General features: G+C 71.0%; 22 protein-coding genes. 14 read left to right on the forward strand and 8 right to left on the reverse strand.

The genetic code is table 11. The annotated features are described in order from the left end of the window. Window positions 1-63: 63 nt before the first annotated feature. Both Cco03nite_RS36890 and Cco03nite_RS36895 read right to left on the reverse strand, forming a co-directional pair. Window positions 64-600, reverse strand: a complete 537-nt coding sequence (locus Cco03nite_RS36890; RefSeq protein WP_203698665.1) for an acyltransferase — start codon at window positions 598-600, stop codon at window positions 64-66. Window positions 601-718: 118 nt separating this feature from the next. Further along, a complete protein-coding gene (locus Cco03nite_RS36895; RefSeq protein WP_203698666.1) occupies window positions 719-1,063 on the reverse strand; it encodes a hypothetical protein in 345 nt (114 codons plus the stop codon). A gap of 37 nt (window positions 1,064-1,100) precedes the next feature. On the opposite strand from Cco03nite_RS36895, the gene Cco03nite_RS36900 reads away from it, so the two are divergent. The 7 genes from Cco03nite_RS36900 (at window position 1,101) to Cco03nite_RS36930 (ending at window position 8,059) form a co-directional block, all read left to right on the forward strand. Continuing rightward, a complete protein-coding gene (locus tag Cco03nite_RS36900) occupies window positions 1,101-1,895 on the forward strand; it encodes an inositol monophosphatase family protein (RefSeq protein WP_203698667.1) in 795 nt (264 codons plus the stop codon). A 142-nt stretch (window positions 1,896-2,037) separates the two neighbouring features. Next, on the forward strand, window positions 2,038-3,075 hold the full coding sequence (locus Cco03nite_RS36905; protein WP_239167963.1) for a coiled-coil domain-containing protein: 1,038 nt from the start codon (window positions 2,038-2,040) through the stop codon (window positions 3,073-3,075). 218 nt (window positions 3,076-3,293) lie between these two features. Beyond that, window positions 3,294-4,466, forward strand: a complete 1,173-nt coding sequence (locus tag Cco03nite_RS36910; RefSeq protein ID WP_203698694.1) for a substrate-binding domain-containing protein — start codon at window positions 3,294-3,296, stop codon at window positions 4,464-4,466. Window positions 4,467-4,561: 95 nt separating this feature from the next. Continuing rightward, complete coding sequence (locus tag Cco03nite_RS36915; RefSeq protein ID WP_203698695.1) at window positions 4,562-5,302, forward strand: ABC transporter ATP-binding protein; 741 nt, start codon at window positions 4,562-4,564, stop codon at window positions 5,300-5,302. Then, a complete protein-coding gene (locus tag Cco03nite_RS36920; RefSeq protein ID WP_203698668.1) occupies window positions 5,299-6,111 on the forward strand; it encodes an ABC transporter ATP-binding protein in 813 nt (270 codons plus the stop codon). Before Cco03nite_RS36915 ends, Cco03nite_RS36920 begins: the two co-directional genes overlap by 4 nt. Beyond that, window positions 6,111-7,001 carry a branched-chain amino acid ABC transporter permease gene (locus tag Cco03nite_RS36925; RefSeq protein WP_203698669.1) on the forward strand — a complete coding sequence of 297 codons (891 nt, stop codon included), beginning with the start codon at window positions 6,111-6,113 and terminating at the stop codon, window positions 6,999-7,001. The genes Cco03nite_RS36920 and Cco03nite_RS36925 overlap by 1 nt, the downstream gene beginning before the upstream one ends. After that, window positions 6,998-8,059: a branched-chain amino acid ABC transporter permease gene (locus tag Cco03nite_RS36930; protein ID WP_203698670.1), complete on the forward strand. Its 1,062-nt coding sequence runs from the start codon at window positions 6,998-7,000 to the stop codon at window positions 8,057-8,059. The genes Cco03nite_RS36925 and Cco03nite_RS36930 overlap by 4 nt, the downstream gene beginning before the upstream one ends. A gap of 113 nt (window positions 8,060-8,172) precedes the next feature. Here the strand turns inward: Cco03nite_RS36930 and Cco03nite_RS36935 are convergent, their stop codons facing one another. Next, window positions 8,173-9,135 carry a C40 family peptidase gene (locus Cco03nite_RS36935; RefSeq protein ID WP_203698671.1) on the reverse strand — a complete coding sequence of 321 codons (963 nt, stop codon included), beginning with the start codon at window positions 9,133-9,135 and terminating at the stop codon, window positions 8,173-8,175. A gap of 252 nt (window positions 9,136-9,387) precedes the next feature. Between Cco03nite_RS36935 and Cco03nite_RS36940 the strand changes: the two genes are divergently transcribed. From Cco03nite_RS36940 to ddaH, 3 genes are all read left to right on the forward strand, one after another. After that, on the forward strand, window positions 9,388-9,606 hold the full coding sequence (locus Cco03nite_RS36940) for a heavy-metal-associated domain-containing protein (RefSeq protein WP_203698672.1): 219 nt from the start codon (window positions 9,388-9,390) through the stop codon (window positions 9,604-9,606). Next, the gene (locus Cco03nite_RS36945; RefSeq protein WP_239167965.1) at window positions 9,599-10,582 is read left to right on the forward strand and encodes a DUF8832 domain-containing protein; all 984 of its coding nucleotides are present in this window, start codon (window positions 9,599-9,601) and stop codon (window positions 10,580-10,582) included. The genes Cco03nite_RS36940 and Cco03nite_RS36945 overlap by 8 nt, the downstream gene beginning before the upstream one ends. Before the next feature lie 248 nt (window positions 10,583-10,830). Continuing rightward, window positions 10,831-11,676 carry a dimethylargininase gene (gene ddaH / locus Cco03nite_RS36950; protein WP_373314419.1) on the forward strand — a complete coding sequence of 282 codons (846 nt, stop codon included), beginning with the start codon at window positions 10,831-10,833 and terminating at the stop codon, window positions 11,674-11,676. An 82-nt stretch (window positions 11,677-11,758) separates the two neighbouring features. Here ddaH and Cco03nite_RS36955 read toward each other — a convergent pair whose 3' ends face one another. Further along, window positions 11,759-12,712 carry an HpcH/HpaI aldolase/citrate lyase family protein gene (locus Cco03nite_RS36955; protein WP_191840206.1) on the reverse strand — a complete coding sequence of 318 codons (954 nt, stop codon included), beginning with the start codon at window positions 12,710-12,712 and terminating at the stop codon, window positions 11,759-11,761. A 72-nt stretch (window positions 12,713-12,784) separates the two neighbouring features. Between Cco03nite_RS36955 and Cco03nite_RS36960 the strand changes: the two genes are divergently transcribed. Beyond that, window positions 12,785-13,597, forward strand: a complete 813-nt coding sequence (locus Cco03nite_RS36960) for an SDR family NAD(P)-dependent oxidoreductase (RefSeq protein ID WP_203698673.1) — start codon at window positions 12,785-12,787, stop codon at window positions 13,595-13,597. A gap of 108 nt (window positions 13,598-13,705) precedes the next feature. On the opposite strand, the gene Cco03nite_RS36965 is transcribed toward Cco03nite_RS36960, so the two are convergent. Beyond that, complete coding sequence (locus Cco03nite_RS36965) at window positions 13,706-14,263, reverse strand: DUF4190 domain-containing protein (RefSeq protein WP_203698674.1); 558 nt, start codon at window positions 14,261-14,263, stop codon at window positions 13,706-13,708. Between the two features lie 15 nt (window positions 14,264-14,278). Beyond that, the gene (locus Cco03nite_RS36970; protein WP_203698675.1) at window positions 14,279-14,821 is read right to left on the reverse strand and encodes a DUF4190 domain-containing protein; all 543 of its coding nucleotides are present in this window, start codon (window positions 14,819-14,821) and stop codon (window positions 14,279-14,281) included. Between the two features lie 162 nt (window positions 14,822-14,983). Here Cco03nite_RS36970 and Cco03nite_RS36975 point away from each other — a divergent pair, with 162 nt between their 5' ends. Next, on the forward strand, window positions 14,984-16,183 hold the full coding sequence (locus Cco03nite_RS36975) for an acyl-CoA dehydrogenase family protein (RefSeq protein ID WP_203698676.1): 1,200 nt from the start codon (window positions 14,984-14,986) through the stop codon (window positions 16,181-16,183). A gap of 95 nt (window positions 16,184-16,278) precedes the next feature. On the opposite strand, the gene Cco03nite_RS36980 is transcribed toward Cco03nite_RS36975, so the two are convergent. Then, window positions 16,279-16,953 (reverse strand): hypothetical protein, encoded by a 675-nt coding sequence (locus Cco03nite_RS36980; protein ID WP_203698677.1) that lies wholly within the window; start codon window positions 16,951-16,953, stop codon window positions 16,279-16,281. Window positions 16,954-17,041: 88 nt separating this feature from the next. Here Cco03nite_RS36980 and Cco03nite_RS36985 point away from each other — a divergent pair, with 88 nt between their 5' ends. Both Cco03nite_RS36985 and Cco03nite_RS36990 read left to right on the forward strand, forming a co-directional pair. Next, window positions 17,042-17,449, forward strand: coding sequence for a hypothetical protein (locus Cco03nite_RS36985; RefSeq protein WP_203698678.1), 408 nt, complete (start codon window positions 17,042-17,044; stop codon window positions 17,447-17,449). Then, on the forward strand, window positions 17,446-17,769 hold the full coding sequence (locus tag Cco03nite_RS36990) for a DUF3817 domain-containing protein (RefSeq protein ID WP_203698679.1): 324 nt from the start codon (window positions 17,446-17,448) through the stop codon (window positions 17,767-17,769). Before Cco03nite_RS36985 ends, Cco03nite_RS36990 begins: the two co-directional genes overlap by 4 nt. Here the strand turns inward: Cco03nite_RS36990 and Cco03nite_RS36995 are convergent. Continuing rightward, window positions 17,756-19,807: an intein-containing Rv2578c family radical SAM protein gene (locus Cco03nite_RS36995; RefSeq protein ID WP_203698680.1), complete on the reverse strand. Its 2,052-nt coding sequence runs from the start codon at window positions 19,805-19,807 to the stop codon at window positions 17,756-17,758. The genes Cco03nite_RS36990 and Cco03nite_RS36995 overlap by 14 nt on opposite strands. Between the last annotated feature and the right edge of the window lie 22 nt (window positions 19,808-19,829).

The raw sequence follows: 19,829 nt of genomic DNA on the forward strand, positions 1-19,829 counted from the left end.
CGTGCCGCCGGCCACTGTCGTGGACGGCGGCACGCGGCGCGGGCTGTCATGCTCCGGCCGCCGTCACAGGCCGGCGGGCCGCTCCGCGTCGCGGGACACGATCTGGCCCTTCTCGTCGACCCAGCCCAGGTGCCGGGCGGGGTTGCCGGCGACCAGCTGGTTCGGCGCGACGTTCTTGGTGACCACGGAACCGGCCGCGACCATGGCGTGCTCGCCGATCACGGTGCCGCAGACGATGGTGGCGTTGGCGCCGAGCGAGGCGCCGCGCTTGATCAGCGTCGGGGTGATCTGCCAGTCCGGGTTCTGCGCGCGCGGCCGCAGGTCGTTGGTGAACACCACGCACGGGCCCACGAAGACCTCGTCCTCGATGGTGACGCCGTGGTAGACCGACACGTTGTTCTGGACCTTCACGAGGTCGCCGATCACGACGTTGGCGTCGACGTACACGTTGCGCCCGATCACGCAGCCGGCGCCGATGGTCGCGCTGTTGCGTACGTGCGCCAGGTGCCAGATCTTGGTGCCGGCGCCGACCTGGGCACCTTCCTCGACATCGGCGCTGGGGTGCACGAAAACGGGGGGAGTGGAGGGGTTGCCAGTCATTGTCGACCACCGTGTTCCGGGGCGCTCCGCGCCGGGTTTGGGCTGCTGGCGCAGCCGGACGCGTACGAGATTAACCCGTCGGAGCCCCGTCGCGGACAGGGGTCGGCGCAGGTGCCGGTCAGTTTCCGCCGCGGTCGACCTGGACCACGACCTGGCTGTCGGTGATCTCGGTGACCTTGACGGTGAAGTCGCCGACGTTCACGCCGTCGCCCCGCTGCACGGTGACCTCCTGGCCGGCCACCTTGAGCGTCACCGAGTCCTGGTTCGCGCTGACGAGCTGCACCTCGACGCCGAGAATGGAGATCTTGGCGTTGGTGACGTTGCGTTCGAACGTGATGGTGCAACCGGTCGTGCTGCAGGTGCTGGTCGCGCCCTCGCCACTGCAACCGGCCAGTGCCCCGCCGGTGAGCGCGACAGCCAGCGCTGCGGTGGCGATGAGACGTCTCGTCCTCCGTGCGAACATTAGGCGATCATAAACCCTTCGGGACGGGGGCGCGGCGATGATTGACCGGATTGTGGACATTCTGCGGGAGACCGCCGAGGCGGTGGTCCTGCCGCGGTTCCGCAACCTGGCCGAGGGGGAGATCGTCGAGAAGAGCCCCGGTGACCTCGTCACGATCGCCGACCGGGAGGCCGAGGTCATGCTGACCGCGAAGCTCGCGGCGCTGCTGCCCGGCTCGCTGGTGGTCGGCGAGGAGGCCGTCGCCGCCGACCCGGACGTGCTGGCGCGGCTGGACGACGACGGTGCGGTATGGCTGATCGACCCCATCGACGGCACCGGCAACTTCGCGGCCGGGAAGGAACCGTTCGGCATGATGGTCGCCCTGATGCGCGGGGGCGTGCCGGTGCTCGCGGTGATCTACGAGCCGGTCCCGGGGACCGTCGCGGCGGCCGAGGCCGGTGCCGGCTCCTACGTCGACGGCGTGCGGATGGTGCTCGACCACACCCCGGTGAGCGCGGAGCAGCTGCGCGGCGCCGTGATGACCAAGTACCTGCCGCCGGACCTGCGCGAGCAGATGGAGTCCCGGCTGCCGAACCTGTCCGAGGCGATCCCCGGGCTGCGCTGCGCCGCGCGGGAGTATCCGGAGCTGCTGCGCCAGACCCGGCACTTCGCGCTGTTCTGGCGGGCCAAGCCGTGGGACCACGCGCCGGGGGCATTGCTGATGCGCGAGGCGGGCGGGGTCGTCCGGCACTTCGACGGCGCCGACTACGACCCGGTGCACCCGCGCAACGGGCTCGTCGTGTGTCGTGACGATGCGGTGTTTGGGCTGGTACGGAGCGTGTTGCTGGCGTGAGCAACTTTCGGTTCGGCGTGGCGCTGCGGTAATCTGCCTCGCGGCCGCACGTCTGCGGGTGCCCCCGACACCCGTGGCGGCCGCCGCCGCGCGCACCCCCAGTTCCTTCCCTTCGCGGCGTGAGACGGAAGGATCCACGTCCGTGACCCTGACGGTGCGCCCTCGGCGCCGTTTCGTGCCGGCCATCGCCGCCGCCATCGCCGCGGTGTTCCTCGTGACGTCGTTTCCCGCCGCCGCGAACGCCGAGCCCAACGAGATCTCCTCGACCAAGGTCGCGCAGCTGCGGCAGACCCTGGAGAGCGCCGCCGGTCAGTACCTGGAGGCCGAGGGCCTGCTCACCAAGGCCAAGACCGAGCAGGCCGCGCTCAACAAGTCGCTGGTCCTCGCGGAGAACCGCTACCTGCGGGCCAAGACCGAGGTGCAGAAGTACGCGGCCGAGGCCTACAAGGCGGGCCGCCTGGGTGTCATCGGCGTCATGCTGAACGCCAACTCGCCGGACGACTTCCTGGCCCGCTCCGCCGCGTTCGAGAAGATGACGGCGCGCGACGAGTCGAGGATCAGCGAGCTGGTCGCGGCACGCAAGGAGATCGACACGACCAAGGCCGAGATCGACGGCCGGGTCCGCGAGCAGAACAAGCAGCTCGCCGAGATGAAGAAGCTGCGCGCGGCGACCGAGCGGGCGCTGTCGGCGGTCGGCGGGTACGCCACCAACGGCTGGGTCGACCCGTACGCGCCGACCGCCGCCCCGGCCAAGCGCAACTCCGACGGCAGCTGGCCCTCGCAGGGCTGCACCGTGAACGACCCGACCCCGGCCAACGGCTGCATCACGCCGCGCACGCTGCACGCCCTGCAGCAGGCGCAGCGGTGGTTCCACCACTACGTCTCCTGCTACCGCTCCGGCGACATGTACGAGCACCCGAAGGGCCGCGCCTGCGACTTCTCCTCGGAGCCGGACGGGTTCAAGAACTTCTCGTCCAAGGGTGAGAACAAGCTCTACGGCGACAAGCTGGCCTCCTTCTTCGTGAAGAACGCCAGCCGGCTCGGCGTGATGTACGTGATCTGGTACTGCAAGATCTGGCTGGCCGGATCGGGCTGGAAGACCTATCGCTCGGCCGGCGGCAACTGCGGCGACGACCCGGCCGGCGACCACACCAACCACGTCCACCTGTCCGTGCTCTAGCTGCGCGCTACACCGCTCCGGCGGTCGTTGTGGGTTCCGCCCACATGGCCGCCTGTGAGGTGTCTCTCTAGCGTGGTCCGCGACCCCGAGGTGACTCTTTTTCGAAACACCGTATTGACAGAGCGACCTCGCGGCATCGACAGATCACTCAATGAGGAGATGCAGTGAGCGAGCGCAGACTGCACGGTTTTGCAGAGAATGCCGGTTTCTCCCGGCGCGTGTTCGTTGCCTCGACGGTCGCCGCCGCCCTGCTGGCCGCCGCCGGTTGCAGCAGCCCGCAGGAGGCCGCGCAGGGCACGGGCGGTGACGGGGCCCCGGTCAAGGTCGGCCTGGTCTACTCCCAGTCCGGCGCCCTGGCCAGCTACGGCAAGCAGTACATCGACGGCTTCAAGGCCGGCCTGGCCCAGGCCACCAACGGCACCAACAAGGTCAACGGCCGGGCGATCGAGCTGCTGGAGGCCGACGACGCCGGTGACCCGGCCAAGGCCGTCTCCGCGGCGAAGGACTTCATCGGCAAGGGCGTCAAGATCCTCGCCGGGTCCGCCTCCTCGGGTGTGGCCCTGCAGGTCGCGCCGGTCGCCGCGCAGGACAAGGTGCTGTTCATCTCCGGCCCCGCCGCCACCGACGGCGTCACCGGCGTCAACCGCTACACGTTCCGCTCCGGCCGGCAGTCGTACCAGGACGTGCTGGCCGCGAAGTCGTTCATCGGCGACGCCAAGGACAAGAAGGTCGTCGTCTTCGCCCAGGACAGCGCGTTCGGCAAGGCCAACGAGGCCGCGGTGACCGCCGTCATCGGCGGCGCGGGCGCGAAGGTGTCGGCGATCCTGGTCCCGGCCAGCGCGACCGACTTCACGCCGTTCGCCAGCCAGGTCAACGCCGCCAAGCCGGACCTGCTCTTCGTGGCCTGGGCGGGCACCACCGCCACCGCCATGTGGGGCGCGCTGGACCAGCAGGGCGTGCTCGGCAGCACCACCGTGGTGACCGGCCTGGACCAGAAGGCGTCGTACCCGGTGTTCGGCGCGGCCGGCGAGAAGATCTCCTTCCTGTCGCACTACTTCGACGGCGCGACCAGCAACGACGCCGCCAAGGCGGCGAGCGCGAAGATCACCGGCGGGCTCGACCTGTTCAGCCCGGACGGCTTCAACGCCGCGCAGATGGTGGTGCGCGCGATCGCCGAGGGCGGCGACGACGTCGAGAAGATGGTCGGCGCGCTGGAGGGCTGGAGCTTCGACGGGGTCAAGGGCAAGATGACCATCCGCAAGGAGGACCACGCCATGATCCAGCCGATGTTCCAGGTCAAGCTCGTGGGTTCCGGCGCGGCCGCGAAGCCGCAGCTGGTCAAGGAGCTGGCCCCGGAAGAGGTCACCCCGCCCGCCGTAGCGATGAAGTGATCGTGGACCACCCCGTCCCGGGTACGACCGAGGCTCCGTCCGCGCCGCAGCAGCGGCCCGGCCGGAGCCTCGGCTCCCCAGAAGCCCCCGCCGTCCTGGCCACCGACGCGCTGACCTGGCGTATCGGTGAGGTCGCCATCGTCGACGGCGTGTCCCTGCAACTGCACCCCGGCGAGTTCCTCGGCGTCATCGGCCCCAACGGAGCCGGCAAGACCTCGCTGTTCAACCTGATCTCGGGCCTGCGCGCGGTCACCGCCGGCCGGGTGCTGCTGCACGGCGCGGACATCACCGCGCTGGCCCCGCACCGCCGGGCGCAGCGCGGCCTGGGCCGCACCTTCCAGTCGTCGTCGGTCTTCGGCAGCCTGTCGGTACGCGAGAACGTCCGGCTCGCGGTGCAGGCCCACCGCGGCGGCTCGATGGCCCTGTGGCGGCGCGCCGCCACGTACCGCGAGGTCGCCGAACGTGCCGACGAGTGCCTGGCCGTCGTCGGGCTCGGCGCGCGCGGCGACGCGCTCGCGGGCACGCTGGCCCACGGCGAGAAGCGCAAGCTGGAGATCGCACTGCTGCTGGCGGGCGAGCCGTCGGTGCTGCTGCTCGACGAGCCGATGGCCGGGGTGTCCGCGGAGGACGTGCCCGAGCTGGTCGAGGTGATCAGGGACCTGACCGCCCACAGCGGTCGCAGCGTGCTCATGGTGGAACACCACATGGACGTGATCCTGGAACTGGCCGACCGCATCGCCGTCATGCACCACGGCGCCCTGCTGGCCTGCGACACCCCCGACGCGGTGATGGCCAACGCCACCGTGCAGGAGGCCTACCTCGGGGAGGGGCTATGACCGCGGGCGAGCGGGCCACCGCGCCGGGCAAGCCGAACACCGGCCGCACGGCGACGGCCGACGCGGCGCAGGACGCCGATCGGACCGGCGGCAGCAGCCTGCTGCGCGTGGCCGACCTGTCGGTGCGGATCGCCGGGCTGCACATCCTGCAGGGCGTGTCGTTCGAGGTCGCGTCGTCGGGGGTGACCGTGCTGCTGGGGCGCAACGGGGTGGGCAAGTCCACCACGCTGCGCGCGATCCTGGGGCTGACCCCGCGCAACGGCGCGGCGACCGGCTCGGTGCGGCTGGGCGGCGAGGAGATCCTCGGCAGGCCCACGCACGCGCTGGTCAAGGCGGGGCTGGGCTTCGTGCCCGAGGACCGGTGCGTGTTCGCCGGGCTGACCGTCGCGGAGAACCTGCGGCTGGCCGAGCGCACCGACACCCCCGACTACGACCTCGTCTTCGGCCTGTTCCCGGAGCTGTCCAAGCGGGCGAAGCAGCGGGCGGGCTCGCTGTCCGGCGGGCAGCAGCAGATGCTGTCGCTGGGCCGGGTGCTGCTGAACCCCAACAAGCTGCTGCTCATCGACGAGCCGACCAAGGGTCTCGCGCCGAAGGTGGTCACCGAGGTGGCCGAGGCGCTGGAGCGGGCCGCGCAGGCGGTGCCGGTGCTGCTCGTCGAGCAGAACCTCGCCGTCGTACGCAGGCTCGCCGGCGACGCCGTCGTCATCGCCGCGGGCCAGGTCGCCTGGACCGGGCCGGGCGAGCGGCTGCTGGCCGACCCGGCGCTCACCAAGTCTCTGCTGGCCGTCAACGCTGCCGGGGGGCACTGATGTCGACGATCGTCCTGATGACCGTCACCGGGCTCGGCCTGGCGGCGCTGTACTTCCTCGTCGCGTCGGGCCTGTCGCTCGTGTTCGGGCTCGCCGACGTGCTCAACTTCGCGCACGGGCTGTTCTTGTCCGTCGGCGCGTACGCCACCTGGTGGGCCGCGGGCAACCTGCCCGGCGCGGGCAGCGACGGGTGGGGCTTCGTGCTCGCCGTGCTGTTCGGGGTGGTGGCCGGGACCGTGGTCGCGGCGCTGGTCGAGCTGGTCATGATCCGGCCGCTGTACTCGCGCACCATCGAGCAGGTCCTCGTCACCGTCGGCCTGTCGCTGGCCGGGGTGGCCGCGCTGCAGGCGGGCTTCGGCGCGGACCCGCGCCCGTTCCCGCGCCCGTCGTGGACCCAGCAGGTGGTCACCCTCGCCGGGGCCCGGGTGCCGCTGGACCGGCTGCTGCTGATCGTCGCCGCCCTGGTGGTGCTCGGCCTGCTGCTGGCATTCCTGCGCTGGACCCGGTACGGCCTGATCATCCGGGCGGGGGTGGAGAACCGGGAGATGGTCACCGCGCTCGGCATCGACGTGCGCAAGGCGTTCACCCTGGTCTTCGCCATCGGCGGGGCGGCCGCGGCGCTCGCGGGCGCGCTGTCCGGGGTGTACTTCGGCAGCGTCTCGCCGACCAGCGGGGCCTCCCTGCTGATCTTCGCGTTCATCGTCGTCGTGATCGGCGGCATGGGCTCGGTGCTGGGCTCGGCGGTCGCCGCGGTCGCGGTCGGCCTGCTCCAGCAGTTCGTCAACTACTACGGCACCTCGGGGGCCGGAGACATCTGCGTGGTCGCGCTGCTGGCCGTCGTGCTGCTGTGGCGTCCCGCGGGCCTGGCCGGAAAGGCGGCGACCGCATGACCGCGACCCCACTCACGCTGCTCAAGCGGTACTGGCCGGTGGCGGCGTTCGTGGCGCTGGCGCTGCTGCCGTACAGCGGGATCACCATTCCCGGGCTGTTCGACGGGCCGCTCAACTCGCCCGGGGCACTGCAGGTGCTCGCGCTGTGCCTGGTCTTCGGCGGCCTCGCGGCCGGCTACGACCTGCTGTTCGGGCGCACCGGGCTGCTGTCGTTCGGGCACGCGCTCTACTTCGCGCTCGGCGTCTACGGCACCGACATCCTCGTCACCAAGTACGGCTACCCGCTGCCGCTGGCCGCGCTGCTGGCAGTGCTGTTCGCGACCACGATCGCGACGGCGCTGGGCGCGGTCGCGCTGCGCGTGCACGGCATCGCGTTCTCCATGGTCACCCTGGCGTTCGGGCAGGTCGGCGCGATCCTGGTGGCCCGGGACCCGGGCGGCCTGACCGGTGGCGAGGAGGGCCTGGCGCTGAACGCCGCCGGGCTGCCCGACATGTTCGTCGGCGTCGTCAACACCGTGAACCTGTACTGGCTCGCGCTGGCGTACCTCGGCCTGGTCGTCGTGGTGCTGCACCGGGTGGCGCAGTCGCCGACCGGGCGGGTGTTCGCGGGGCTGCGCGACGACGAGCGGCGCGTCGGGGTGCTGGGGCTGGACCCGTACCGCTTCAAGCTGGTGTCGTTCACCCTCTCCAGCTCGCTGGCCGCGCTCGGCGGGGTGGTGTACCTGCTGCTCGCGGCCGGGGCGTCGCCGCACGTGGCGTCGTCGGACCTGACGCTGACGCTGCTGGTGATGGTGGTGCTCGGCGGGCCCGGCACCCGGTTCGGGCCGGTGCTCGGCGGGGTGCTGTTCACCTACCTGGACCACCGGCTGACCGACTTCGGCGGGTCCGACGCGGTCGACTCGCTGCCCGGCGTGCTGGCCGGTCCGCTGTCCCAGCCGCTGTTCGTGCTGGGCACCATCTTCATCCTGGCCGTCTACTTCTTCCCCGGCGGCCTGGCCGGCCTCGGCACCCGCCTCACCGCCGTCCGCCGAGCCGTGACCTCACCACCTCGCCCCTGACCCGCTCCCGCCCCGCCTCCGGCGCGGCGCGCCTTGCACAGACGTTGGCCTATCTCGTCGAATCGGACCGCCGATTTTTCGATGTGATAGGCCAACGTCGATTGTGGGCGGGGTCAGTGGGTGGAGAGGACCACGCGGCCGAAGCTGTTGATGGGGAGGGAGTCGATGGGGTCGACTCGGACGCGTTCGCCGAACTGGGGGGCGTGGACCATCTTGTCGCCGCCCAGGTAGATGCCTACGTGGTGGACGTCGCGGTAGAAGAAGATGAGGTCGCCGGGGACGAGCTGGCCGCGGGAGATGGCGCGGGCGCGCTGCTGCTGGCGGCCGGAGCTGTGCGGCAGTTGGATGCCGATGGTGCGGAAGGTGGCGGCGACCAGCCCTGAGCAGTCGAAGCCACCCGGCCCCTCCCCGGCCCACTTGTAGTCCTTGCCGATCTGGGCCAGCGCGTACTTGAGGACCTTCTCGCTCGCGCCGGCCAGCCGGGGTACGGGCGGTTTCGCCCGGTCCTCGGCGCGGGCCGGCCGGCCGGTGGGGCCGTACGCCTTGGTCCGCAGCGCCTTGAGCTCCTTGATCGCGGACTCGATCGTGGCCTGCTGGCGGCTGAGCTGCCTCTGCTGGTCCTTCTGCTGGTCGAGCAGGGCGCCCAGGGTGCGCTGCGCGGTGGCGTACCGCTCCGAGGTGAGCGCCAGCTCCTCGATCTCGCGCTGCTGGTGCTGGGTGTACGACTTCATGAGCAGCAGCCGGTCCACGACGTCGCGGGTGGTGCCCGCGTCGAGCAGCAGCGACAGCGACATGGACCGGCTGGATCGGTAGCCGGCGGCCGCGAGCCGCCCGACGGCGCCCCGGCGGTGCGTGATCTGCTCCTTCAGCGGGTCGATCTGGCGCTGCAGGACCCCGGTCTGCGCGGCCGTCGTCTTGAGGTCTTCCCGCAGGTCGTGGTATTTCTCCACGACGACCTCGAGCTGGTCCGACTTGGCGCGGATCTGGCGGTCGAGCTCGGCGCTCGACGGTTCGGCGTGCGCCGCGCCCGAGATGAGCACGGTCGACGCGATCAGCGTCGCGCCTGCCCATAACACGAGGCGTCGCGTGGCGGAGTTCGACACGTGGTTATAACGACAAAAGTGCATGATCGGTGCAGTGGTGGTCAGGTTGACGTCTTCGGCGACACTCCGCGGTGTTGGCGTGGGTACCCCCAGGGGGTATGGTGACATCGTGGAGAGCGCGGAGAAGACCCCGGTCGGTTACGCCCACGACCCCACTGCCAGAGTCAAGGAAGCCACCGAGGCGATCGCTCGCCTGGTCCGGTCATAGGTCGTAGGGAGACCGCGATGTCCGTTCGGACGACATACCAGATCACCGGCATGACCTGCGGGCACTGCGTCAGCGCGGTGACCGCCGAGCTGACCGGGCTGCCCGGGGTGAAGCAGGTCGAGATCGACCTCGCCGCGGGCCGCGCCGTGGTCACCAGCGACGCCGTGCTGCCGCTCGACGAGGTGCGCAACGCGGTCGACGAGGCGGGTTACCAGCTGGCCGGCGTCGATGCCTGAGCAGCAGGCGACGGAAGCCGAGCCCCAGGTCCCGGCGCAGACCGGCGTGGTCCGCGCGCAGGCCGCCGGCGGCTCCGGCGATCCGGCGGGCACCAGGCTCGGCATGTTCGTCGGCGGGCTGATCGTGGCCCTGGTCGTCGGCTTCACCCTCGGCAAGGTGCTCGGGCCGGCGGAGAGCCCCACCCAGGGCGCGACCACCGGGGCCCCGGCGGCCTCGACGGACGCGGGCGCGGGCGGTGTGCACGTGCACGCCCCCGGCGCCAGCGCCGGTTCCGAGGTCGGCGGGCTGTCGGTGAGCAGCGGCGGCTACACGCTGGCCCCCGCGGCGACGGTGTTCGCCGCGCCCGGCCCGCAGCAGCTCGAATTCACGGTCAACGGGGCCGACGGCAAGGCGGTGACGAACTTCGCCGTGGTGCACGCGAAGCCGCTGCACCTCGTCGTGGTGCGCCGGGACATGACCGGCTACCAGCACCTGCACCCGACCATGGCCGCGGACGGCACCTGGACCGTGCAGGCCGACCTCTCGACGCCGGGCCCGTGGCGGGCGTACGCCGACTTCACCGCGATCAGCGCGGGCGGCACGCAGACCGCGATCGCGCTCGGCACCGACCTCACCGTGGCCGGTGACTACCGCCCGCAGCCGCTGCCCGCGGCGGCCCGGGACGCCGCGGCCGACGGCCTGACCGTGGCGTACGAGGGCAGCGCCGTCATCGGGGCCAGCCAGCCGATGCTGTTCACGGTGAAGCAGGGCGGCTCCGTCGCGGCGCTGGAGCCGTACCTCGGCTCGTTCGGGCACCTGGTGGTGCTGCGCGAGCTGGACCTGGCGTACGTGCACGTGCATCCGGAACCCGCACTGGTCAACGGCGGCGTCAAGTTCTGGCTGTCCGCCCCGAGCCCGGGGCGCTACCGGATGTTCTTCGACTACTCCGTGGGCGGCAAGGTGCACACGGCGCAGTTCACGCTGGAAGTGAAGTAGCCGGAGCGGCGGTCGTGGACCCGTCGACGACCCGATCAAGGTCGTCGACGGTTTCCGCATGGTGACGAATCGCTCCGCCTGTTCCGTTTCCGTAGAGCCGTCACGCTGGGTGTGCTCGGATCCGTAAACGAACCTGCCCTTTCACGCAACAGAACGCCGGTCGACGGGACGAAGACGCAACAGACCAGCACAAGGACGCAATCCTTCCCGCTACTGGGCGGCGGTCCGGATGCGTAATCTTGCTGATCGTGACAGAGCGTGACTTGATCCCCACTGCCCGGCGGCCCCGCCCGCGTGCCTACCTGATGTGCGCCCCGGAGCACTTCGTCGTGGAGTACGCGATCAACCCCTGGATGGACACCACCGCGCCGGTGGACACGGCGCTGGCGGTCAAGCAGTGGGACGTGCTGCGCCAGACGATGGTCGACCTCGGCCACACGGTGCACGTGCTCACCCCGCAGGCCGGCCTGCCGGACATGGTCTTCTCCGCCAACGGCGCGTTCGTCGTCGACGGCGTCGCGTACGGGGCCAAGTTCCGCTACCCCCAGCGTGCCGACGAGGCCGCCGCGCACCGGGCCTTCTACGAGTCCCGGGACGAGTACGCCTTCGTCGCGCCGACCCAGATCAACGAGGGTGAGGGCGACTTCGCCTACCTGCCCGACGCCCACGGCGGCATCGCGCTCGCCGGGTACGGCTTCCGCACCGAGCCCGCCGCGCACGCCGAGGCCGCCGAGGCCCTGGGCCGCCCGGTGATCTCGCTGAAGCTGGTCGACCCGCGCTTCTACCACCTCGACGTCGCGCTGACCGTGCTCGACGACGAGAACATCGCCTACTACCCGGGCGCGTTCTCCGAGGCCTCGCAGCAGGTCATCGCGCAGCTGTTCCCGAACGCCGTGATCGCCGACGAGGCCGACGCGCTCGCGTTCGCGCTGAACCTGGTCAGCGACGGCCGCAACGTCGTGATCAACACCGAGTCGACCGCGTTCGCGGAGAAGCTCACCGCGGCCGGCTACCACCCCGTCCTGGTCGACCTCGCCGAGCTCAAGAAGGGCGGCGGCAGCGTCAAGTGCTGCATCGCCGAACTCCGCGACTGATCCCGCAGTGACGTTGGCCTATCTCATCGACTTCGATCAGCGTTCAGTCGATGAGATAGGCCAACGTCCATGAAAACCGGGGTCAGGCGGGGGGCGTGAAGGACGTGGTGCGGGTCATGCCGGCGGCGCGGCCCTTGGCGGAGATGACCAGGGCCATCTTGCGGGAGGCCTCGTCGATCATCTCGTCGCCGAGCATGACCGCGCCGAGGCGGCCGCCCTGCTCCGAGGTGTAGTAGTCGTACGCGTCGAGGATCAGCTCGGCGTGGTCGTAGTCGGACTGGGCCGGCGAGTAGACCTCGTTGGCGGCGTCGATCTGGCCGGGGTGCAGCACCCACTTGCCGTCGAAGCCGAGCGCGGCCGAGCGCCGGGCCACCTCGGTGAACCCGTCCACGTCCTTGATCTGCAGGTACGGCCCGTCGATGGCCTGCTTGTCGTGCATACGGGCGGCCATCAGGATGCGCATCAGGATGTAGTGGTACGGGTCGCCCGGGTAGCCGGGGATGAGCGAGCCCACGACCAGGGACTTCATGTTGATCGAGGCCATGAAGTCGGCGGGGCCGAAGATGATGGTCTCCACGCGGGGCGACGCGGCGGCGATGGCGTCCACGTTGACCAGCCCGGCGGCGTTCTCGATCTGGGCCTCGATGCCGATCGCGCCGACCGGTAGGCCGAGCGACTTCTCCAGCTGGGTCAGCGTCAGGTCGAGCCATTCCACGTGCGATGCGCTCTGCACCTTGGGCAGCATGATCGCGTCCAGGTTGGCGCCCGCGCCCTCGACGATCTCGATGACGTCGGTGTACGTCCACGGCGTGGTCAGGTCGTTCACCCGTACCACGCGGGTCTTGCCGGCCCAGTCGCCCTCGTTGAGCGCGGCGACGATGTTCTTGCGGGCCTCAGGCTTGGCCAGCGGGGCGACCGCGTCCTCCAGGTCCAGGAAGACCTGGTCGGCCGGCAGGCCCTGGGCCTTGCCGAGCATCTTGACGCTGGAACCCGGCACGGCCAGGCAGGACCTGCGGGAACGCCCGAGAGCGGCCATCGATACTCCTTAGGGAGCGTTCAGTAGTTGACGCCACGGTAACCTCACTCCCGTCGAGAGGAGAACGGGACTGTGGAAGATCTCACGCGGCACGCGGTGATCACCGGAGCCACGTCCGGCATCGGGCAGGCGGCGGCGGTCGCGCTGGTACGGCAGGGCTGGCTGGTCACCCTCGTCGGGCGTGATCCGGGCCGGCTGGACGCGGCACTGGGCACGGTGCGAGCGGCCGCGGCGGGCCCCGAGCCGGTCGGCCTGCTGGCCGACTTCGCACAGCTGTCGCAGGTCCACGACCTCGCCGCCAAGCTCGCCGGGCAGCGCGTCGACGTGCTGGCCAACAACGCGGGACTGGTCGCCGCCCGGCGTACCACCACCGTGGACGGTCACGAGCTGACCATCCAGACCAACCACCTGGCCCCGTTCCTGCTGGCGCACCTGCTGCGCGAGCAGCTCGCGCCCGGCGCCCGCATCGTCAACACGGCGTCGATGGCGCACTCGTTCGGCACGCTCGACCCGGACAACCTGGACCGGCGCGGCGGCCTCTACAGCGCCTGGCTGGCCTACGGCGGCTCGAAGCGGGCCAACATCCTGTTCGCCGCGGAGGCCGCCCGGCGCTGGCCGGACCTGCTCAGCTTCTCGTTCCACCCGGGCGTGGTGCGCACCCGCTTCGGCACGCCCGCCGCCCGGCTGTTCTACAAGATCGGTCCCGGGATCGCCACCCCCGAGCAGGGGGCCGACCAGCTGGTCTGGTTGGCCACCGAGGACCCGGCCCAGCTGAGCAACGGCGCGTACTACGTGCTGCGCAAGCCGACCCGCCCGCATCCCAGCGCCCGCGATCCGCAGTTCGCCGCCCGCCTGTGGGACGCGAGCGCGGCCGCCGTGCTCTGACGCGACGAGCACAGGAGCACACGAATCGAGGCTCCGGCCCGCTGTGGCAGCGGGCCGGAGCCTCGGTCGTTTCGCCGGCGCGCTCGGCTGTTCCGGACGCGCCGGTGGTCAGTAGCTGCTGGCGCCGCTCGCACCCAGGATGCCGAGCAAGGGCAGGACGAAGGCGCAGAGGCAGCCGACCACGCCGAGACCCGTGATGATCCAGCCGACGATGATGGCCGCCTTGGCCATGCCCTCGCCGTCCTCGCCGGTCTGGCGGATCTGCTTCATCGCCGAGTGGCCGAGGATCGCGCCGATCGGGGCGGTGATCCAGGTCATCAGGCCGACGAGGGACAGGATCAGCGCGACCAGGGCCATGCTGTTCTGCTGCCGCGGCGGCGGGTAGCCGCCGTACGGCTGCTGCCCGTACGGAGCCTGCCCGTACGGCTGCTGCGGTGCCGCGGCGTACGGGTCGCCGGACTTGTAGGGGTCGCCGTAAGGCTGCCCCGGCTGCGGTGCGGGCGGCGCGCTCATCGGCGGCACGCTCGCGGGCGGCGCGCTCATCGGCGGCGTCACCGGGGAGCCGGGCACGGCCGGCGCTCCGTAGGGGTTCGGGGTGGGCGGCGGTGCGTAGGGGTCCGGCTGGCTCGCGTACGGGTCCGGGCCGGCGGGCGGCGGATAGGTCATTGCATGTCTCCCTGATCAGTCCCAGTCGCTGCTGCTGCTGCCGTTCTGCACCGCGTCCCAGAAGGTCGGGTCGTTGGCGATGATGATCGCGATGATCGCGACCCCGATGACGGTCAGCGCGACGGCCGACCATCCGGTGATGATGCCGGTGATCGCCAGGCCCTTGCCCTCCTGCTGGCGCTCCCGGATCTGCTTCTGGCTGATGTGGCCGAGGATCGCGCCGATCAGGCCGGGCAGCGCGCCGATGCCGTAGCACCAGCACAGCAGCAGGCCCACGATGCCGAGCACCATCGACGCGATCGCCATGCCGTTGGTGCCGGGCGTGGCCGGACCCGCCGCCGGGTACGGGGTGTAGGGCACGCCGTACGCGCCGGTGGGCTGCGGGGAGTAGGGCGCACCGCTGACGGCCGGCGCCGCGTACGGGTCCGCGCTGACCGGCGGCACCGCGTACGGGTCGGCGGCGGGTTGCGGGGAGTACGGGTTCGGGGCGGGCGGAGCGGCGTACGGATCAGGCTGCTGGCTGAAGGGATCCGGGCTCGCGGGCGGCGGGTAGGTCATGGGGGGCTGGTGCCTCGTCTCTGGGATATGGGTTCAGGGCACGGTAGCGAACCCGGTGAACCTTTTCACAGTGACGGTGCTGTCAAGCGCCTTGGATGGGACGGTGGCCCGGCTCATACTCAGCTCACCTGAAGGTTCGTTCAGTGCCCAGGAGGCTGACATATGGCTCGTCTCGCCCGTACTCCCGGCTTGTCCGATGTGCAGACCGCCATCCTCGAGACGGTACGCGAATTCGCGGACAAGGAGATCATTCCGCGCGCGCAGCGGCTGGAGCACGCCGACGAGTACCCCGAGGAGATCCTCGCGGGGATGAAGGAGATGGGCCTGTTCGGCCTGACCATCCCCGAGGAGTACGGCGGCCTCGGCGAGTCGCTGCTGACCTACGCGCTGGTCGTGGAGGAGCTGTCCCGCGGCTGGATGTCGGTGTCCGGCATCGTCAACACCCACTTCATCGTGGCGTACCTGGTCGGCCAGCACGGCTCCGAGGAGCAGAAGCAGCGGCTGCTGCCCCGCATGGCGACCGGTGACGTGCGCGGCGCGTTCAGCATGTCCGAGCCGGAGACCGGATCCGACGTCTCCGCGATCAAGTCACGCGCGGTGCGCGACGGCGACACGTACGTGCTCAACGGCCAGAAGATGTGGCTGACCAACGGCGCGTACTCGTCGGTGGTGGCCACCCTGGTCAAGACCGACCAGGGCGCGGACAGCGTCTACGGCAACATGACCACGTTCCTGCTGGAGAAGGAGCCCGGCTTCGGCGAGACCGCGCCCGGCCTGACCATCCCCGGCAAGATCGAGAAAATGGGCTACAAGGGCGTCGAGACCACCGAGATGGTGCTGGACGGCCACCGGGTGCCCGAGTCGGCGATCCTCGGCGGCGCGGACAAGGCCGGTCGCGGCTTCTACCAGATGATGGACGGCATCGAGGTGGGCCGCGTGAACGTGGCCGCCCGCGCCTGCGGCATCTCCATCCGCGCCTTCGAGCTGGCCGTGGCCTACGCCCAGCAGCGCTCGACGTTCGGCAAGCCGATCGCCCAGCACCAGGCCATCGCGTTCAAGCTGGCCGAGATGGGCACCAAGATCGAGGCCTCGCACGCCCTCATGGTCAACGCCGCCCGGCTGAAGGACTCCGGCGAGCGCAACGACGTCGAGGCCGGCATGGCCAAGCTGCTGGCCAGCGAGTACTGCCACGAGATCGTCACCGAGTCGTTCCGCATCCACGGCGGCTACGGCTTCTCCAAGGAGTACGAGATCGAGCGCCTCATGCGCGAGGCCCCGTTCCTCCTCATCGGCGAGGGCACCAGCGAGATCCAGAAGACCATCATCTCCCGGGGCCTCCTCAAGGAGTACCGCTCCCGCTGACCCTCCGCCCTCTCCTCGCCGATCTTGCGCGAATGGCCCCTCGGCTGTCCCTTACGGGCGTGTCATGGGGACATTCGCGCAAGATCGTCCGGGGGTCAGTGGGAGCGGAGTTCGGGTGGGGCGGTGGGGAGGTGGGCCAGGTCGCCGCGGCGTTCGGGGTGGTCCAGGTAGTACTGGAGGACGCCGGCCACGTCGGTGTCGCGCATGCGGTATTCGGCGCCGCGTAGGCGCAGGGTGCCGTCGGTGGTCTCCAGGCGCAGGCCCGAACCGCTGTTGAGGCGGGCCGAGCGGAGCTGGGACCAGGGGAAGTGGCGGCGGTGCACGCGGACTCCGCCGGCGTTGAGCACGATCTGGCGGGCGCTGCCGTGGGCGGGGCGCACGACGATCCAGAGCAGCCCCAGCGTGAGCAGGGTCCAGACGATCGCGAGGCCCAGTTCGCGGCCGTCGTGCAGGCGCGCCCAGCGGGCGATGATCGGCAACTGTACGGCGAACCAGATCCCGGTCAGCACCCGGTCTGACACGGGGGTGAGGACGAGGCCGGGTTCGCCGTCGGCGGCGCCCTGCCGCCACTGCCCGGTCGGGTGACGGGAGAGGTGGAACAAGCGGGCGAGCGCGGCCCCGACGCCGATGACGATCAGCCAGAGGGTCGCCGCCTCGTCCTGGGACAGCGGGTGGATGGGCGTGGTGCGCCCGTACCACCACGCGCCGGCGATGAGCAGCAGCCCGGCCGCGGCCAGGTAGGCGGCGCGGGCGCGCGGGGTCGTCGGCACGGGGATCACCTGGAAAGGCTACGAGACCGCCTCACCTCCACCAACGGCGCGGCCGGTGACGGATCCGGGGCAGGCTATTCTGGCCGACGTGCGACGACTGCTCACCCCCGGCTGGCTGGCCGGTCATGCGCTGGCGCTGCTGGCCGTCGTCACATGTCTGGCCCTCGGTTGGTGGCAGGCGGGCCGTGCCGCCGAGGGAAACACCTTGAGCTGGGCGTACACCTTCGAGTGGCCGATCTTCGCGATCTTCGTGGTGGTGATCTGGGTCCGGGAGATCCGGCTCACCCTGCGCAAGGGCCGTGCCGACGAGCCGACTGCGGCCGTTGACCCGGAAGACCGGCCGCGGCCGGTCATCACGCGGCGGGTGAATCAGCCCACTGCCGCCGACGAGGACTCCGGCGATCCGCAGCTGGCCGAGTACAACCGATACCTGGCCTGGCTGAACGAGAACCCCGAGGCACGACCCAGCGACTATCCCGCTAAGGAGTATCGATGAACGGCGCACTCACCCGGTATCGCGTCATCGCCTGGATCGTCGGCGTGATGCTGCTCCTGCTGACGCTCGTCGCCATGCCGATGAAGTACTTCGGCGACAACAACCTCGGTGTCGTGATCATCGCCCCGGTGCACGGCTGGCTGTACGTGGTCTACCTCGCCGCGGTCGGCGACCTGGCGCGCCGGGTGCAGTGGCCGGTCACCCGCATCCTGCTGGTGGCGCTGGCCGGCACCGTCCCCTTCCTGTCGTTCGTGATGGAGCGGCGCACGGTCGCCTGGATCCAGGGCACCGACCGGCAGCCGTCGTTCACAGAAGCGTGAGCTGGACGCCCGCCGCCTGCGCGGCGGCGGGCTCCGCCGGCTCGTCCCCGGTCAGCACCAGGTCGCGCGCCGGCGTGTCGCGCGCGGGAAGCCCGTGCCGCCGGCAGGCCCGGCGCACCTTCGCGGTGACCAGCCGCTGGTAGTCGGCGCTGACGTAGGCCCGCCCGCGCGGGTAGAGCCGCTCGTAGAACGGCACCAGGTCCGGATGGTTGGTGGCGAGCCAGCCCAGATACCACTCCCGGGCACCGGGCCGCAGGTGCAGCACCAGCGGCGTGATGCTCGCCGCGCCCGCAGCCACCAGCGCCCCGACGGTCGCATCGAGCTGCTCCTCGCTGTCGGACAGGCCCGGCAGGATCGGCGCCATCAGCACCCCGACCCGCAGCCCCGCGTCGCTCATCCGGCGCACCGCGTCCAGCCGCCGCGACGGGCTCGGCGTGCCCGACTCGACGCTGCGCCACAGTTGCTCGTCGAGGAAGCCGATCGAGAACGCCACCGACACCCGCGCCCGCTGCGCCGCGCGCTGCAGCAGCGGCAGGTCGCGCAGGATCAGCGTGCCCTTGGTGAGGATCGAGAACGGGTTCGACCAGTCCGACAGGGCCCCGATGATGCCCGGCATCAGCCGGTAGCGGCCCTCCGCGCGCTGATAGCAGTCGACGTTGGTGCCCATCGCGATCGGATCGCCGTTCCAGCGGGACGAGCCCAGCTCATGGCGCAGCAGCTCGGGCGCGTTCACCTTCACCACGATCTTCGAGTCGAAGTCGTGCCCGGTGTCCAGGTCGAGGTAGCTGTGCGTGTTGCGGGCGAAGCAGTTGTGGCTGACCACGCCGTTGGCGATGAAGTCGCCGGTGCCGGTGGTGATGTCCCACAGCGGCAGCTCCAGGCCGAGCGGCTCGATCGAGGTGACGTGCAGCGGCACGGCGCCCTTGACGGCGATGCCCTGCACCGCGCGCCGCCGGGTCACCGCGGGGTCGGTCAGGTGGAAGAAGCGCAGCTTCTCCGGCAGGCCGCCGAGCAACCGCAGGCTGAGCAGCCCGATCGGGTCGCGCCGGTCCTCGACCACGAACGCGAAGCCGAACGCCCGCAGCGCCGCCCGGGTGGGCTCGACCAGTTCCGGGTCGGTGTGCACGATGCGCCACAGGCCCTGGGTGTGGCTGCCCTCGGCGTCGAAGACGCCGGCCAGGAAACCCTTGTCCCATTCGGCGTCGCGCTCGTCGGGCCGCTCCAGCAGGCCGCCCACCAGGTCGAGATCGCGCCGGGCGTACGTGCGCAGCCCGGTGCGCTGGCCCAGTGGCGCGTACTCGGCGGTGTGCACGCCCGACTCGCGCAGGTAGCCGATCGTGCGGCTGAGCACCTGCGGCTCGGCGCAGGCCAGCCGGAACCGGGGGACGGTGCCGTACGGGTCCCGGTAGCCGGTGTCCGGCTCCGGGCGCAGCACCGCGTGCAGGTAGCCCCGGCGGTATTCCGGGGACTCCTTGGGCTGCTCGGCGAAGCGGCCGGTGCCCATCAGCTTGTTGCCCGTGGTCAGGTGGGGCCGCTGGTCGGGCCCCGAGCGGGTCCCGGTGACGTGCTTCCAGCCCCGGTCGGTCAGGAAGCGGTGGTCGCCGCTGGCCACCAGCTCGGTGCCGTCGCGCAGGGTCAGCCGGTAGGCCGGCTTCACGGTGGACCACTTGTCGCGCACGTGGGTCACCGCGTAACGCCGGTAGGAGCCCTCGCGGACCGTGCCGATGATCGCGTCACCGATCCGCAGCTCGGCGATGGGTCTGGTGCGCCCGTCGGCCATCAGCACCGGGGTGTCCCCGGCCAGGCAGTACGAGCACGCGTGGGTGCAGCCCCGATACGGGTTGATCGTGTATTCGAACGGCACGCCGCGCGGCTCGCCCGCCACCTTGTTGATCAGCGACTTGGCGCGTACCTCGTAGAACGTCATCCCGGCGAAGCCGGGCGTGTCGAACGTACGCACGACCGCGCCGGGCAGCGGCTGCTGCACCGGCGCGGTCGCGTCCGGCGGGGTGCTCTCGGTCAGATGGCTCCAGCGCACCCCGTTATTCAAACATATGTTC

The sequence above is a fragment of the Catellatospora coxensis genome (assembly GCF_016862635.1).
Lineage (GTDB): Bacteria > Actinomycetota > Actinomycetes > Mycobacteriales > Micromonosporaceae > Catellatospora > Catellatospora coxensis.

Coding starts and splice junctions, on each gene's coding strand:
- Cco03nite_RS36890 (WP_203698665.1), bottom strand. CDS start 600: ATGACTGGCAACCCCTCCACTCCCCCCGTTTTCGTGCACCCCAGCGCC.
- Cco03nite_RS36895 (WP_203698666.1), bottom strand. CDS start 1,063: ATGTTCGCACGGAGGACGAGACGTCTCATCGCCACCGCAGCGCTGGCT.
- Cco03nite_RS36900 (WP_203698667.1), top strand. CDS start 1,101: ATGATTGACCGGATTGTGGACATTCTGCGGGAGACCGCCGAGGCGGTG.
- Cco03nite_RS36920 (WP_203698668.1), top strand. CDS start 5,299: ATGACCGCGGGCGAGCGGGCCACCGCGCCGGGCAAGCCGAACACCGGC.
- Cco03nite_RS36925 (WP_203698669.1), top strand. CDS start 6,111: ATGTCGACGATCGTCCTGATGACCGTCACCGGGCTCGGCCTGGCGGCG.
- Cco03nite_RS36930 (WP_203698670.1), top strand. CDS start 6,998: ATGACCGCGACCCCACTCACGCTGCTCAAGCGGTACTGGCCGGTGGCG.
- Cco03nite_RS36940 (WP_203698672.1), top strand. CDS start 9,388: ATGTCCGTTCGGACGACATACCAGATCACCGGCATGACCTGCGGGCAC.
- Cco03nite_RS36945 (WP_239167965.1), top strand. CDS start 9,599: ATGCCTGAGCAGCAGGCGACGGAAGCCGAGCCCCAGGTCCCGGCGCAG.
- Cco03nite_RS36955 (WP_191840206.1), bottom strand. CDS start 12,712: ATGGCCGCTCTCGGGCGTTCCCGCAGGTCCTGCCTGGCCGTGCCGGGT.
- Cco03nite_RS36965 (WP_203698674.1), bottom strand. CDS start 14,263: ATGACCTATCCGCCGCCCGCCGGCCCGGACCCGTACGCGAGCCAGCCG.
- Cco03nite_RS36970 (WP_203698675.1), bottom strand. CDS start 14,821: ATGACCTACCCGCCGCCCGCGAGCCCGGATCCCTTCAGCCAGCAGCCT.
- Cco03nite_RS36975 (WP_203698676.1), top strand. CDS start 14,984: ATGGCTCGTCTCGCCCGTACTCCCGGCTTGTCCGATGTGCAGACCGCC.
- Cco03nite_RS36990 (WP_203698679.1), top strand. CDS start 17,446: ATGAACGGCGCACTCACCCGGTATCGCGTCATCGCCTGGATCGTCGGC.